Origin of the sequence: Micromonospora sp. A202 (assembly GCF_006715105.1) — a bacterium.
GTDB classification, from domain to species: domain Bacteria; phylum Actinomycetota; class Actinomycetes; order Mycobacteriales; family Micromonosporaceae; genus Micromonospora; species Micromonospora zamorensis.
The window spans coordinates 3722308-3736396 of the sequence record NZ_VFMP01000001.1 but is presented as its reverse complement, the minus strand read 5'-3'; the positions used below and the strand labels follow the sequence as shown (position 1 = coordinate 3736396).

Below are 14089 nucleotides of genomic sequence, written 5' to 3'. Positions count from 1 at the left end.
CAAGCCTCACCCTGATGTCGAAACTTGTCAATACGTTCCGCAATTGGCGGAAATGAAAGACGACGAAGGGCCGGGCCCCGTGGTGGGGTCCGGCCCTTCGTGGTGTGTCGGTCGCGGTCAGCTGGTGGCGTAGCCGCGGGTGGCGATCCAGTCGGCGAGGTGTTCGACGGTGACCTCGTAGGAGGCGGTGTTCGGGTTGGCGGAGTCGGCGATCTTGACGATCTGACCGTTGTCGCGGTAGCCGACGACGCTGATGTAGTGCCCGCCCTCGAAGGAGTGGATAGCACCGTCGGTGTCGGTCGTGGTGCCGGCGATGTTGGCGACCACGGCCCGGCCGTCGTCAACAGTCTTGACGATGTCGGCGCGCAGCTTGTCGGTCTGCTTATCGTCGGCCGCGGGCGTGCTGATCTCCACGGACCGGTAGGCGTCGTTCTTGCCGGTCTCCTTGTTCAGCACCGGGGTGATGTCGTTGATGGAGTTCGTGCCGGCCTCGGTGGTGCCCATCTCCTTGGCCATCGCGTCGACGCTGATGTCCTTGCCCTGCACACTCAGGGCGTTACGGGCGGCGGCAGGCCCGCAGTAGTAGAAGTTCGGCTGCGCCTCGTAGCGCACGCCCAGCTGACGCTCACCGGCGGGCTTGCGATCAGACTGCGTCTGCGACGCCGGCTTCGCCTCGGCGGCGTCCGCGGCGGTGATCGGTCCAACGATCGCACCACCGGTGAAGGCCAGACCAGCAGCGGTCAGAGCGGTCTTACGAATCAGATCGGTACGCATGATGGCGTGCTCCTCTGCGATTGGGGGTGTCCGCACGGCACGACACACAAGGGGGGAACGGTGACCGTGCGGGAAAGTCTCGGGGGGAACGCCGGCGATCCCCGGGGGGACCTGCTCGGGCGTTGCGGGGGATGTAACCGGGGCGGCCCAGCGGATGTTCCCAGCTCGGGCGCCGTGCCCCACGACCCGAAAGTCGCGGTGGCATGCCAGGTATAACGACCCCGCCCGGCCCACGATTCCGCCCCCAGGGTGGCGCCGACCACGCGACACCGACCCCCAAACCCGACACCCGCCCCAGGGTCGGATCCGCCGAACCGGACACCACGCCCCGCAACCCCGGGCGTGGGCAATCCAAGATCCGGGCACTTTCCGGGAAAGTGCTGCCTCAGACCACGGCGAGGCAGCAAGTTCCCTGATGTTGCACGGATCTTGACCCGGGTGGGGATACCGGACACCGCCGGACACGCGGGTGGGGCAGCCCGAACGCGTCGGACTGCCCCACCTGTCGCACGGGGGCGTGATCAAAACCCGAGGACGCTCCGCCCGCCGACCACCGGCAGCCGCAGTTCGCTGTCGTTCGGTGCGACCCGCAGCTCGGTGCCGCCCAACGGCAGCAGGGTGTACTCCTGGTCGCTGGAGAAGACGACCACGCCGATCCGGTGGCCCGCCGGGAAGACGTAGTCCTTCGGCTCCATGGTCCACCGGTAGTCGTACAGCTTGCCCTGCTTGACCGGCTGGGTGCGTGCGGCGCTCTTGCGGTTCTGCGGGTCCATCCAACCTCGCGTCACCACTGTCGGCGCGGCGGTCGACCCGGCCGGGCCGTAGTCGACCAGGTACGCGGTGAGGTTCGCGTCCGGCTTGTTGTCGATCGCCATCCGCAGCCGCATCTCCGGACGGCCGGAGATGCGCACGCTCTGCGTCAGCTCGGGGGAGCGGTACGCGAGTCGGTTCGCGCTCGCCGTGTCCGGGTTGGACACCAGGGTGTCCGGGTGGATGGTCCGGCCCTCGTCGACGAAGCTCTGCTCGACCTTGGCCTTCGGCGGCTTGCCCGTGGTGAGCGTGCCCGCGGTGGTGGCGTCGGTGGCGGCGAAACGCAAGCCGACCTCACGCGCGGCCGGGTCGGGCCAGTTGGCGTAAGTGGTGTAGGCCCGGTCCTCGCGCTGGAGCACCGCGGTCGGCTCGTCCATGATGCCGTTGCGCACGTTCCACAGCCAGAAGTCGAACCAGCGGTTCTCGGTCTGCTTGTACGTCCACGTCTGGCCACTCGGTAGGGTCACCGACGCGCTGCTGCCCGGGCCGCCGTGGCCGCCCTGGTGCAGCCAGATCTTGCGCGGTACGTCGCGCTTCGCGAGCTGGTCCCACCAGCCGGCGAAGTGCTCGGTCTTCACGTTCCAGTCGTTGAGGCCGTGGACGACGAAGACGCTCGCCTTGACGTTGCGGGCGTCGAGGTAGTCGCGGTCCTGCCAGAATTCGGAGTAGTCGCCGGTGACCCGGTCCTGCTCCTCGGTGATGGCGGCCAGTTCGTCGGCGCACTGCCCCTCGGCCCGTGCCTGCCCGGCGGTGTACTGGGCGAGGATGTCGAGGTCCTCGCCCTGGAACGTCCCGGGGGCGACGACCAGACCGTTGGCCCGGTAATAGTCGTACCAGCTGCTGATCGCGGAGACCGGCACGATGGTCTTGAGTCCCTTGACTCCCGTGGTGGCCACCTGGTTGGGCAGCGTCCCGTTGTAGGAGACACCGGTCATGCCGACCGCGCCGGTGGTCCAGCCGGCGGAGACCGGGGCGCCGTTCGCGTCGTACCCCAACGCCTGGCCGTTGAGCCAGTCAATGACCGCCTTGGTGCCGAGCGTCTCCGCCTGGTCGCCGCTGGTGGGGCAGCCGTCCGAATCGCCGGTGCCGACGCTCTGACCGAGCACCACCGCGTACCCGCGGGGCACGTAGTAGTCGTCCAGCGAGCCGGGCAGGTTGGCCTTCGCCTGGGCGCGCTGGGTGCTCACATCGAGCGCCCGCCGTCCGGAACGGTCGGTCAGGCCGTTCTGCGGCAGGTCGTCGACCAGCACGCTCGGGTACGGGACGTCACCCCAGGTGCCCTTGCGGTACGGGCTGTGCTCGAAGATGACCGGCACCTTGAAGCCCTGCGTGGCGGTCTCCCGGGGTCGGGAGATGTCGATCGCCACCCGGTCGGGTCGACCGTCGTGGTCGGTGTCGACCGGGGTCTGGACGAACACCCGCTCCTCGATCGCGTCGGCGAGCGAGAACACCGGTTGGGTCATGCCGTCGCTGACCACGATGCCGGTGGGCGTGGTCGCGGTGGGCGGGGCAGCCGTTGCTGTGGGGGCTGCGCTGAGCACCAGAGCGCCGGACACACCGATGCTCAGAAGTGCCAGATGACGGGGTCGACGCATGCGCGTCTCCCTTCGGTTGGGCTGGTTGCCGGGGGTCGGCTGGGGCCGATCTCGAAGATCCATTCGTCGTCATGCTAGGACGGCGCTGGCGTCCCGTCGATCCCCTCGGACGGGGATGCATCCTTCGCGCGAGCCGGAAAACTCCCCGTTCCGGGGCCTCCGAAGATCACAGTCCCGTGCATATGATCTTGCCGGAAGTCGCCCGAAGAGACGGATTCGTCCATATTAGACGAGGAGTACCATGCTCAGGAAAACGCGATGGCTGTTGGCCATTGCCGTCACGGCCACGACAATGACCGCCCTACCGGGCGGCTCTGCCACGGCCGGGCCAGGCGGAATCGGCACGACCGGCACGCCCAGGACCTCGGTCGAGGGGAAGACGCACACCGTCACCCTGCTGACCGGGGACGTGGTGACCGTACGGAGCACCGGATCGGGATGCCCCAAGGCCACGGTGCGGCCGGCCGACGAGAACGCGGTCATCCAGCAGACCTGCGGCCCCGACGGTCACCTGCACGTCGTACCCGCCCGCGTCGCGTCCCAGATCGGTCCGGTCCTCGACCCCGACCTGTTCGACGTCACCGCGCTGATCGCCGACGGGTACGACGACGAGAACAGCACGGACCTGCCGGTCATCGTGCAGCCCGCCACCGCGTCCGCCCGGGTGGCCGCACTCGGTGACGTGCTGTCGCTGCCCAGCATCGGCGCGGTCGCCGGCCACGTACCCAAGAAGAACCCGGCCACCGCGAAGCTGGCGACCGACTCGCTGCTCGCCGGCGCGAAGAAGGTCTGGCTGGACCGCAAGGTCCGCGCCACCGCCCTGACCGGCGGCGGACAGCACGCCGACCTGGACCGCAACCTCGGCCAGATCGCCGCGCCCGACGCCTGGAAGGCTGGCTGGACCGGCCGGGGGACCACTGTCGCGGTGCTCGACACCGGTGCCGACTTCACCCACCCGGACCTGGTCGGCCGGGTCGCCGACCGGGCCGACTTCACCGCCGAGGGCGGTGACGCCGTCGACCACAACGGCCACGGTACGCACGTCGCCTCGACCATCGCCGGCACCGGCGCGGCCGCCCGCGGTCAGCGTCGCGGCGTGGCGCCCGACGCCAAGCTGGTGATCGGCAAGGTCCTCGACGACCACGGCTCCGGTGCGGACTCCGGGATCATCGCCGGCATGGAGTGGGCCGCCACCCGGGCCGACGTCATCAACATGAGCCTCGGCGGCAGCGACCCGGACGACGGCAACGACCCGCTCTCGCTGGCCGTCGACGGGCTGAGCAGGTCCACCGGCGCGCTCTTCGTCATCGCCGCCGGCAACAGCGGTGGGGCCATCTCCTCGCCGGGCTCGGCCGCCAGCGCGCTGACCGTCGGCGCGGTCGACCGGAACGACAAGCTCGCCGACTTCTCCAGCCGTGGGCCGCTGGTCACCAGCAACGTGGCCAAGCCGGAGCTGGTCGCACCCGGCCTCGACATCATCGCCGCGCGGGCCGCCGGCACCAACCTCCAGGACCCGATCGACAGGTACTACGAGGCCATCAGCGGCACCTCGATGGCCAGCCCACACGTGGCGGGCGCCGCCGCGCTGCTCGCCCAGCGGCACCCGGACTGGACCGGCGCGCAGCTCAAGGCCGCGCTCGTCGGTGCCGCCGACCCGCTGCGCGGCGTCGACGCGTACGCCGTCGGTGCCGGTCGGCTCAACGCGGCCCGGGCCCTCGGCGGCCCGACCAGCGACCAGCCGGTCGTCAACCTCGGCACCTTCGCGTACCCGCAGTCCGGGACCAGCGAGGCGATGCTGAGCTGGACCGGCGCGGCGACGACCGTGCTCGACCTCGACGTGTCGGTGGTCAACCACGACGGCCAGTCGGTGCCGCGCGGCGCGGCGTCGCTGTCGGCGAGTCGGGTGACGCTCAAGCGCGGCGCGACCGCCGGCGCGACAGTGCGGATCAACCGCGCGGCGCTGGCCGGCCGGCCGGGCTTCTACCTGGCCACCGTCACCGCCCGCACCGCCGGGCACAAGCTGGTCTCGACCACGCCGGTGAGCTTCTACGTCGAGCAACCCAGCTATGACCTGACGATCCGGACGAAGCCACTGCCCGGCCTCAAGGAGGGCGCGGAGAGCTGGATCAACCTGCTGGTCACCAACCTCACCAACCCGGTGGTCCACCACAGCGGTGCGGGCGGTACGCCCGGCGACACCTTCACGCTGCGTGTGCCGGCCGGCCGGTACGCGATCCTCGGCTCATCCGTCGCCTACTACGTCGACAGTGACGTGCTCGAGACGACGCTCGCCGCCGAGCCCGACCTGGACGTGCGCGGTGCCCGAAGCGTGACGCTCGACCCGGCGCGGGCCAGGCCGGTGACGGCGACTGTCGACGGGGTGCCCACCACACCCACCCGGACCGACCTCACCAACGTCCAGACCGCCCCGAACGGGCTTTCCTGGTGGCACCAGGTCAGCGGGTACGGGGCCCAGACGACGGTCCGCACCACCGCGCTGCCGAAACCAGGCGTCGGGTCCCGGCGCACCTGGGCGGCCGTCAACCTCGACTCGCCGGCCGGCACCGCCAGGCCGTACCGCTACAACCTGGTGCACGAGTACGCGGGCGGAGTACCGGCCGACCCCGCCTTCCGAGTGAGCGGAGCCGAACAGGCGAAGCTCGCCCGGATCGAGGAGCGCTTCCACCAGATGGACTCGGAGGGGATGGTCACCCAGCTGATCCGCAGCGGCTTCACGCCCGACGGGGTGCCGGTGACGCAGACCCACGAGGGCAACCTGCCCCCGTACCGCACCGACTACCTCTCGCCCGGCTACCTCTGGGCCGACGAGGGTGTCTACGGTGGCCTGTCGGCGCAGGAGGCGCCGCGCAGCTACCAGCCGGGCAGTCGGCAGACCAAGGTCTGGGCGCGGCAGCCGCTGCACTCCGGCTGGTACGACGACCCGGCCGGGGCCGAGTCCAGCTGCGCCACCGCGCCGTCGCGTACCCGGGGCAACCTGCACATCGACCTGGTATCGCTGACCGACCAGCACCAGCGGGCCGACTGCCTCCAGGGCGGCTCGATCGGGGTGAACCGCAAGCTGTCGGTGTACCGCAACGGCAAGCTGATCGACGAGCGGGACCGCCCGCTCGCCGACGTCACCGTTGCGCAGCAGATGGCCGACTACCGGCTGACCCTCGACGTCGACACGAGCCTGATCCTGCCGATCTCGACCAGGGTCAACACGTCGTGGACGTTCCGGTCGGCCGGACCGGACGGCACCGGCAGTGTGCCGCTGCCCCTGCTGGCAGTGGACTACGCGCTGCCGATGGACACCCTCAACCACGCCACCGGCGGGACGGCCGAGCTGGCCGTCCGGCAGATGCGGGGAATCAAGGCGCAGAAGGTGACGTCGTTCCAGGTCTGGACCTCGACGGACGACGGTGCCACCTGGACGTCGGCCCGGGTCACCGGCACCGGCGACACCTACCGGGTCGCGCTGCCGACGGCCGCCACCGGACAGCCCGTCTCGCTGCGGGTGAAGGCCGCCGCCAACGGCGGCAGTGGCATCGACCAGACCATCATCCGGGCGTACAACGCCGGCTGACGGTCCGCGCACTGGTGCGGCCCGGCTCCGGCCGGGCCGCACCACCGCTTGCAGCTCCGTGTCGATCCGGCACCCAAGGCGGGACAGCTCACTGACCCTCCCAGACCGCCTTCGCGCCGGAGTCGCCGGTACGGATCACGTAGTACACGGTGACGGCGGCAGCCAGCAGCGACAACACCTGCAACGCCGGAGTCAGCAACCGACTGGACCGCCCGCCGTCGGTGGTGGTCGCCTCGCCGCCCCTCGGCGGCACGAAACGGACCAGGGCCAGCGCCACTATCGCCAGCCCGATGGTCGCCCACAGCGTGATGTCGCCGAACTCCTGGTGCGCCTCGATCGTCGGAGCGAACTCCGGGGTGACCCGGTTGGCGGCGCGCATGCGCTCGAAGAAGGCATCCCCGGACAGCTTCGCCAGCAGGGCGGCGAGCGGCGCACCCACGGCGAGCAGCCCCAGCACCCAACGGGTGTGCGGCCGGATCAGCGGAACTAGCGCGTAGCCGACCGTCAGCAGGGCCAGCAGCGGCACAAACACCACAGCGGCGTGCAGCACCAGCGGGTGGGCGGGGATGCCCATGAACTCCTCGAACATCGGCGTCTCCTCCTGACACGGGCCGGACGTCGATCGTCCAGGAAAGGACGCTAACGGTACCGAAGGGACGTGTCAGCCCCCAAGATTGCCGACGACGTCCACCCGGCCGGCTAGCGGGAGCGCGGCAGACAGTCCTTCTTGTACTTGAGACCCGATCCGCACCAGCAGGCGTCGTTGCGCTCCGGCGGCCAGGCGATCCGCGCGCTGGGTCGCGCCTGCACCTCGGCCGCGTACCCCGCCCGGACCGCCGCGTCGGCCGGGTCGCCGTCACGTCGACCGGCGAACGCGTTCAACCCGTCCACTGTGGCGCGGAACACGCCCAACCCGGCCTGCCCGGCACCCCTCAGCCGGACCAGCTCCTTCTCCAGCCGGCCCCGGTGCGCGTCCCAGTCCGGCCCGTATACCTCACTCAGCGCGGCGTGCTCCGCGAGCAGCCGGTCGAACTCGGCCCGAGGCCAGAAGAGCAGGTCCGACTCGGCGTCCCTGCGCTCCCCGGCCCGGCGCACGAGCTGGGTCTCCAACCGGTCCGACAGGTCGTCCTGCCGGTCGTGCGGCAGGTTGAGATTCCGGCGTACCCGGTGCCGCTGTTGCAGCAGGAAGAAGACGACACCGGGCGCTTCCGGCGGGCCGAGATCCACCACCGGGTCGATCGCGGTGCTGGCCGGCCCGGACGCCGCAGTCGCGCGCTCGCTGAGCAGGCTGTCGACCGCCTCGCTCAGCCACGTCTCGGCGATCGCCGAACGACCACCCGCGTCCAGCGCCGCACTCACGTAGGCGGGAGCTTCGGGCTGCGTGAGCAGCAACGGGCGCAGCGCGGTCAGCTCCGCCACCGCCTCGTCGTCCCGACCGCCGGCCCGGAACAGCGCCCGGGCCCGCAGCGCCCGGGCGAAGCCGGCCCGGGGATCGTCCCCGGACGGGTACGCCGCCAGAGCCTGCTCCGCGTACCGCAGGGCGGCATCGGGTCTGGCCCGGATCTCGGCGATCTCGGCGGCCAGGGTCAGGGCGTCCCCGGCGTCGTCCGGATCCTCCAGCCGGCCCTGCTCGGCCGCCTCGGCGAGGTCGGAGGCGACACCGAGCGGGTTGGCCGTCCCGAGCGCTGAGCGGCGAAGTTCAGCGAGGTCAGCCTTGGTGAGTACGTCTCTCGTCGGCACGATCTCACGGTACGTCGGGGTGCTCTCGGTATGCGGGCAGATCACCTGTTACGCCGCTCTCACACCGCCCGCAGCTCCGACCAGCGCCGCCCGCAGTCATGACGACGCGCCGGCTGCCGCCGCCCGGCGACGTTCGAGCGCCGTGGATTTGCCGGCCGATGTGGGGAAGAGCGTGATGACTCACAGGCATATTGATGCCTCGCAGTCATCACGCTCATCACCGCGTCCGATCCCTCAGACCTCACGCTCCGTGGTGCTGGTCGCGCATGGTCGAGGGCGATCAGAACTCCTCGTACACCGCGGGGTCCTGGTCCGCGAGCCGCCCGTCCGGGCGGCCCAGCGCGGTGATGGCCTCGACCGCACCGTCGGTGAGCTTGATGCCGAAGATGTCCAGGTTCTCGGCCTGCCGCTGCGGGGAGGCGGCCTTGGGCAGCGGGATCACCTGGCGGGCCACGTGCCAGGCGAGGATGGTCTGCGCCGGGCTGACGCCGTGGGCGGTCGCGATCTCCACGATGGCGGGGTGCTGCAGCAGGTCGTTGCCGTGGCCGAGCGGGCTCCACCCCTGCACGAGGATGCCGTGCTCCCGGTGATAGTCGAGCGCCTCCTGCTGCGAAAAGTACGGATGCACCTCGATCTGGTTGACCACCGGGGCGACCCCGGTCTCGGCCACCAGCCGGTCGATGTGCTCGGGCAGGAAGTTGGAGAGGCCGATGTGCCGGACCAGGCCGCGCTCGCGCGCCTCGATCAGCGCCTGCCACGCCTGCACGTACAGGTCGACAGTGGGGTTCGGCCAGTGGATCAGATACAGGTCGATCCGGTCGAGGCCGGTGCGGAACACGCTCTCCTCGATGGTGGTCAGCGCCTCGTCGTGGCGGTGGTGCCGCCCCGGCAGCTTCGAGGTGACGACCAGCTCGTCGCGCACGTCACCCGCCGCACGAGCCGCCCGGCCGACCGCGCCCTCGTTTTCGTAGTTCACCGCGGAGTCGATCAACCGGTAACCCGCCCGGATCGCCTGCCCGATCGCGTCGACACCAGCCGAGCCGTTCAGTTGGTACGTGCCGAGCCCGATCGCCGGCAGAGTGGTGCCGTCGGCTGCCGTCAGGTGGGGAATCGTCATGATCGGAACCCTACTCGTGCGAGCCGTCCGGCAGGCTGTGTCTGCCGCCAGGACGGTGCCTCAGGCAGATCTGGGATCACCAGTGGGGGCGTCCCGGATGGCGAGTGCGGCTTGGACGAGCGCGGCGTGGGTCAGCGTCTGGGGGTAGTTGCCGAGGTGGGCACCCGTCGTAGGGTCCACCTCTTCGGCGTAGAGGCCGAGTGGGCTGGCGTGGTCGACCATGGCCTGGAACAGCTCGACAGCCTCGTCGCGACGTCCGGTGCGGGCAAGGCCCTGGACGAGCCAGAACGAGCAGGGCAGGAACGCGCCCTCGGTGCCGGGGAGGCCGTCACGTCCGGGCGGGTAGCGGTAGAGCAGTGGACCGCCGGCGGACAGCCGGTCCCGAATGGCGTCGATGGTGCCCCGTACCCGGGGTGAATCGGCCCGGTCCATCCCCAGCAGCGGCAGGACGAGCAGGGCCGCGTCGAGATCCTGCGAGCCGTAGTTGCGGACGTAGCTGCCCGCCGTCGGGTCGAAGCCGCGCGTCCGGACCTCGGCGGCGATGGCATCCCGGGCTTCCTGCCAGCGGCGACGTTGACGGTCCGGCAGGTGGTGCGTGTCGGCGATGGCCAGGGCACGGTCCAGGGCGAGCCAGCCCATGAGCTTGGAGTGGACGTGTTGGGCGGGCTCCCGTACCTCCCAGATGCCGGCATCGGGTTCCTGCCAACAGTCGGCGACCACGTCGGCGAAACCGCGCACCGCCCGCCACATCTCGGCGTGGAGGAGGTGTCCGGCCTGAGCGAACGCCCAGGCGGCGTCGATCACCCAGCCGTAGCCGTCGAGCTGGTGCTGACCGGCGGCACCGTTGCCGATCCGCACCGGAAGGCTGTCGAGGTAGCCGGGCCAACCGGACAGTTCTCGTTCCGCTGGCACGTGCCTGCCGTGCAGGGTCAGCAGCGCCGGCAGGCGTGGCCGTTGCAGTCGGCTGGCGTGCAACAGCCACGCGAGGAAACCGCGAGCCTCGTCGGCCTTGCCGACGCTGAGGAAGGCGCTGACGCCGATGCTGGCGTCACGGGGCCAGACATAGCGGTAGTCCCAGTTTCGACCCCCGCCGGGATCCTCGGGCAGTGACGTGGTGGGTGCGGCCACCGGCGCTCCCGAGGGCGAGTAGGTCAGCAGCCGCAAGGTGAGCAGGCTTCGTACGACGTGTTCCCGGAACGGCAACCGCTCATCGATCTCCGCGGTCCAGGCCCGCCAACGAGCTTCGTCCTCGACGAGCAGCTCCCAGGCCACTGTCGGGTCGACGTGGATCAGCGGTTCGCGGTGGGCCACTGCCAGTACGAGGGTGACCGGACGACCTGGTCGGACCGTGATCGAGGTTGGCCGACCCGGTTCAATTCTGAACGTGGGCGTGCTGTCCAACGCGACCGCAAGCGCCCCCCACTCACACACGAGCCCTTGGCGCCGGTGCTGCGCCCGGGGCCGGCGGTGCCGTGCGCCAAGGCGGGGGTCGAACTCCACCACCGCCTCGACCGCCGCCTGCTCGGCCGACAGCCGTCGCACGATCAGCGACGTGGGCAACAGGCGCCCGCTGACCTCGGCCACCATCGCCTCCGTGAGGCGGAGCTGGCCGCTGCCCACCGCCCAGGTGGTCTCCAGAGTGGCGGTGTGCTGCCGGTACCGTCGTTCGACGACCGTGGCCGGCCGCGCCGGGCCGACCCGGAACGTTCCGGCGTCCGGGCCCCCGACCAGCCGACCGAACAGGGGATCGCCGTCGAAGCGTGGTACGCAGAGCCAGTCCATCCCGCCGTCACTCGCGACCAGGGCGGCGGTGCGCGTGTCGCCCAACAGACCGTAGTCGCTGATCGGTGGCCCGCCAGTCATGGAGATCGCTCCTCGACGAGCCGCGCCAGCGGGTTGCGGATCACCTGGCCTGCAGGAGCAGCCCGAGGCAGACCCCGTAGACGACGTGGACGACAACCGTGACCAGCGGGGTCTGGATGCCGTAGTTGAGGGCGAACAGCCCGGGCGGCTCCAGCACCGCCGTGCTGGCCGGCCCCGCCCGTTGCGAGGCCATCCGCGGGTGGACACCAGGAAGCAGCGGCAGAATCACCGTCAGCGCGATCCCGACGTGCACAATCCCCAACAGCGCCCCGATCCACCAGGTCGCGCGGTGTAACAGCGCGAACGTGGCCGCGTAGCCGAGGGCGAAGCCCTGCCCGGCGCAGAGGTGGAGGAAGAACCCGACGACCCGGGCCCGGTCGGGATCCCCGGTGACGAAGGCCCCGAGCACCAGGGGAAGGTCGAGCCGAGTGAGACCGGCCAGTTGAGCGGTGATCATCGCCGCGGTGAGCGCCGCGGTGGCGACCAACCCGAACAACGCCCATCCGGCCCAGTCCATCTCAGCAGTCGTCGACGTCGCGGGCGTTCTCCGTCATCGGTCCACCCTCCGGTCGAACAGCGTGAAACCCGCGGCCCGGACCGGACACCCGCCTCGTCCGGCTTCGAGGACCGCCCGATTTCTCACCATAAGCCACCGGACCCCTCACGCTGACCTGCTCGCCCAGACGTCCCTTGACGAGTTGGCACCAGGTGGCGAGCACTCTTCGCACGAGCCGGGCTGCCGAGCCCAACCGGTCGTCAGCCGAGGACACCTCCGATGGGCATCTCGTAGACCGTCTCGACCGGCCGGATCACCTTGACCATCGAGGCGAGGTACTCCCGCGTCTCGGGATCGGTTGAGTAGATGATCGAGCCCTTCATGCCACGCGTGAGCAGCACCTTGTAAGTGTTTCGAATCAACAGATCCGCCTCGGCGTCGCTGACCGACTTGCGACTGCGGAACGCTGGATCCTTCGACTCTTCGCGTCGGGTCACCAGTTGGCCGTCCCGAGCAACCAGGTCCGGCCCGATGATGACGCCAGACCAGTCGTACTCGAAGCCCTGTGCCGTGTAAACGCAGCCGACCTGGCCGAAACCGTTCGGGTCGGTGGCCCAGAACGCGCTCCCTGGCGCGTCGCCGACGCTGCGGTCGCTCTTGACATTCCAGGGTCGCGACCAACCGCCGAGCTGCACATCCGGCACCAGGCTGTCGTCGGGACGCGGATCGCTCCACGGCCAGCAGTACCCGGCGGACATCCTGGCGCTGACGCCCGGTGCCTGTTTGCTGGCAAGGAAGGCTTCCATCTCCTCCGGCGAATCGGCCAGACGCAGGTCGACCCTTCCGTCGCCGACCCAGACCGACGGTTCGCCGCCGTCGAGGTCGAGCAGGTCAACGACCCATTGCTCGTACGCCTCGCTGCCCCCGCAGCGGAACTGGCTGTGCAGCGAAACGACTTCGATATCAAGGTTGAGCTGCCTCGCGTACGACGAGATGACCTCGACATTTCCCAACTCGCCCGGCTTCACCACCTGGTGCTCGTCGAGCAGGAACACCGGCACCCGGGCCGCGGCGATAAGCTCGTCGATCTGGGAACGAGCTTTCTCCCGCTTAGCCTTCGGCGTGAACCGGTTGACGGAGTTCTCCCGGATGCGGTGTGCCTCGTCGCAGATCAGGACGTCCAACCCGTTGCGTTCGGCGGACATGAAGCTGTTGAAGTATCCGAAGAGATTCTTCAGCCGGGTCGATCCCTTGCCGGCGTACCGACGCAACGTCTGGGTAAACGACCGCGAGCCCGTTGCATGCATGACGGACCGGTTCTGGCGCGCCAACTCACCGAGCACTGACAGTGCGATCACGCTCTTCCCACTGCCCGGTCCACCGGACACGACCACGACCGACTTGCGGTCCGCCGAGCGCGCCCGCTCCACGGCATGCAGCACCAGCTCGTACGCCACACGCTGCTCGTCCAACAGCGTGAAGTGCGACCTGTCCTTCAGCTCCTGCGCGGCGTACCGCAGCAGATGCCGACTGGGCCGGACGGAACTGGAGAGGAAGCGGTCCGCCGCGCCAGCCCCTGACGTCGGTGCGAGGTGGGTGCGTAGGTAATCGAGAAACTCACCCCGCCGCTGCTTGGTGAAAATCCGGCTCTGCTCGGTCGCCTGGCGGTCGAACAGGTCGCTAATGTCTCGGTCGACCGCGTTGTGCAGGTACGCCACCCCACAGACCGGGTTTCGTTGACCGGCGAGGATGCCAAGGAAGTCGGTCAGGTACTCGCAATAGAGTCCGACTTGGACGCCAGGGTGAAGCCGTGGGCCACGAGCGTGCTGCACCGCCACCAGGTTTTCAGAGCCTTCGTAAGACTCGGCGTAGGACCATTGCTTCAACTCCACGACGACGTAAGAGTCGTCGGTGGTCCTTGGGTCCGCCCCAGCGAGAATGACGTCCACCCGCTTGCTCGTCAGCGGCAACTGGTACTCCACCAACATCTCTACTTGACCCAGGCCGGCGTCAGCGAGATCCTGCCCCAGCACCTCAAGGCTCCGCGACCATGAGCGGCGTTCTGCCGGGCTCACATTGCGACCGATCTGCTCCACGATTCGGTCTTC

Annotated in this window: 9 protein-coding genes; 1 reads left to right on the top strand and 8 read right to left on the bottom strand. The window is 69.8% G+C overall.

Translation table 11 applies throughout. From position 1 onward, the window contains the following. Window positions 1-117 precede the first annotated feature (117 nt). Both FBZ33_RS17395 and FBZ33_RS17390 read right to left on the bottom strand, forming a co-directional pair. Window positions 118-774 carry a C39 family peptidase gene (locus FBZ33_RS17395; RefSeq protein ID WP_141909877.1) on the bottom strand — a complete coding sequence of 219 codons (657 nt, stop codon included), beginning with the start codon at window positions 772-774 and terminating at the stop codon, window positions 118-120. A gap of 521 nt (window positions 775-1295) precedes the next feature. Then, window positions 1296-3179, bottom strand: coding sequence for a Xaa-Pro dipeptidyl-peptidase (locus tag FBZ33_RS17390; protein ID WP_141909876.1), 1884 nt, complete (start codon window positions 3177-3179; stop codon window positions 1296-1298). A 292-nt stretch (window positions 3180-3471) separates the two neighbouring features. Between FBZ33_RS17390 and FBZ33_RS17385 the strand changes: the two genes are divergently transcribed. Beyond that, a complete protein-coding gene (locus FBZ33_RS17385; RefSeq protein WP_141909875.1) occupies window positions 3472-6765 on the top strand; it encodes a S8 family peptidase in 3294 nt (1097 codons plus the stop codon). Between the two features lie 88 nt (window positions 6766-6853). Here the strand turns inward: FBZ33_RS17385 and FBZ33_RS17380 are convergent, their stop codons facing one another. The 6 genes from FBZ33_RS17380 to FBZ33_RS17355 form a co-directional block, all read right to left on the bottom strand. After that, the gene (locus FBZ33_RS17380; protein WP_141909874.1) at window positions 6854-7354 is read right to left on the bottom strand and encodes a DUF2231 domain-containing protein; all 501 of its coding nucleotides are present in this window, start codon (window positions 7352-7354) and stop codon (window positions 6854-6856) included. Between the two features lie 110 nt (window positions 7355-7464). Next, the gene (locus FBZ33_RS17375; protein WP_141909873.1) at window positions 7465-8505 is read right to left on the bottom strand and encodes an SEC-C domain-containing protein; all 1041 of its coding nucleotides are present in this window, start codon (window positions 8503-8505) and stop codon (window positions 7465-7467) included. Window positions 8506-8785: 280 nt separating this feature from the next. Continuing rightward, window positions 8786-9622, bottom strand: coding sequence for an aldo/keto reductase (locus FBZ33_RS17370; protein ID WP_141909872.1), 837 nt, complete (start codon window positions 9620-9622; stop codon window positions 8786-8788). Between the two features lie 60 nt (window positions 9623-9682). Continuing rightward, window positions 9683-11485: a glycoside hydrolase family 15 protein gene (locus FBZ33_RS17365; RefSeq protein ID WP_141909871.1), complete on the bottom strand. Its 1803-nt coding sequence runs from the start codon at window positions 11483-11485 to the stop codon at window positions 9683-9685. A gap of 40 nt (window positions 11486-11525) precedes the next feature. Further along, window positions 11526-12002, bottom strand: coding sequence for a hypothetical protein (locus FBZ33_RS17360; RefSeq protein ID WP_088948745.1), 477 nt, complete (start codon window positions 12000-12002; stop codon window positions 11526-11528). A 239-nt stretch (window positions 12003-12241) separates the two neighbouring features. Beyond that, window positions 12242-14077 carry a DUF2075 domain-containing protein gene (locus FBZ33_RS17355; RefSeq protein ID WP_255508919.1) on the bottom strand — a complete coding sequence of 612 codons (1836 nt, stop codon included), beginning with the start codon at window positions 14075-14077 and terminating at the stop codon, window positions 12242-12244. Between the last annotated feature and the right edge of the window lie 12 nt (window positions 14078-14089).

Excerpts from the sequence above, each read along its gene's own strand:
- FBZ33_RS17395 (WP_141909877.1), bottom strand. The coding sequence starts at position 774 with ATGCGTACCGATCTGATTCGTAAGACCGCTCTGACCGCTGCTGGTCTG.
- FBZ33_RS17390 (WP_141909876.1), bottom strand. The coding sequence starts at position 3,179 with ATGCGTCGACCCCGTCATCTGGCACTTCTGAGCATCGGTGTGTCCGGC.
- FBZ33_RS17385 (WP_141909875.1), top strand. The coding sequence starts at position 3,472 with ATGACCGCCCTACCGGGCGGCTCTGCCACGGCCGGGCCAGGCGGAATC.
- FBZ33_RS17380 (WP_141909874.1), bottom strand. The coding sequence starts at position 7,354 with ATGTTCGAGGAGTTCATGGGCATCCCCGCCCACCCGCTGGTGCTGCAC.
- FBZ33_RS17370 (WP_141909872.1), bottom strand. The coding sequence starts at position 9,622 with ATGACGATTCCCCACCTGACGGCAGCCGACGGCACCACTCTGCCGGCG.
- FBZ33_RS17365 (WP_141909871.1), bottom strand. The coding sequence starts at position 11,485 with ATGACTGGCGGGCCACCGATCAGCGACTACGGTCTGTTGGGCGACACG.
- FBZ33_RS17360 (WP_088948745.1), bottom strand. The coding sequence starts at position 12,002 with ATGGACTGGGCCGGATGGGCGTTGTTCGGGTTGGTCGCCACCGCGGCG.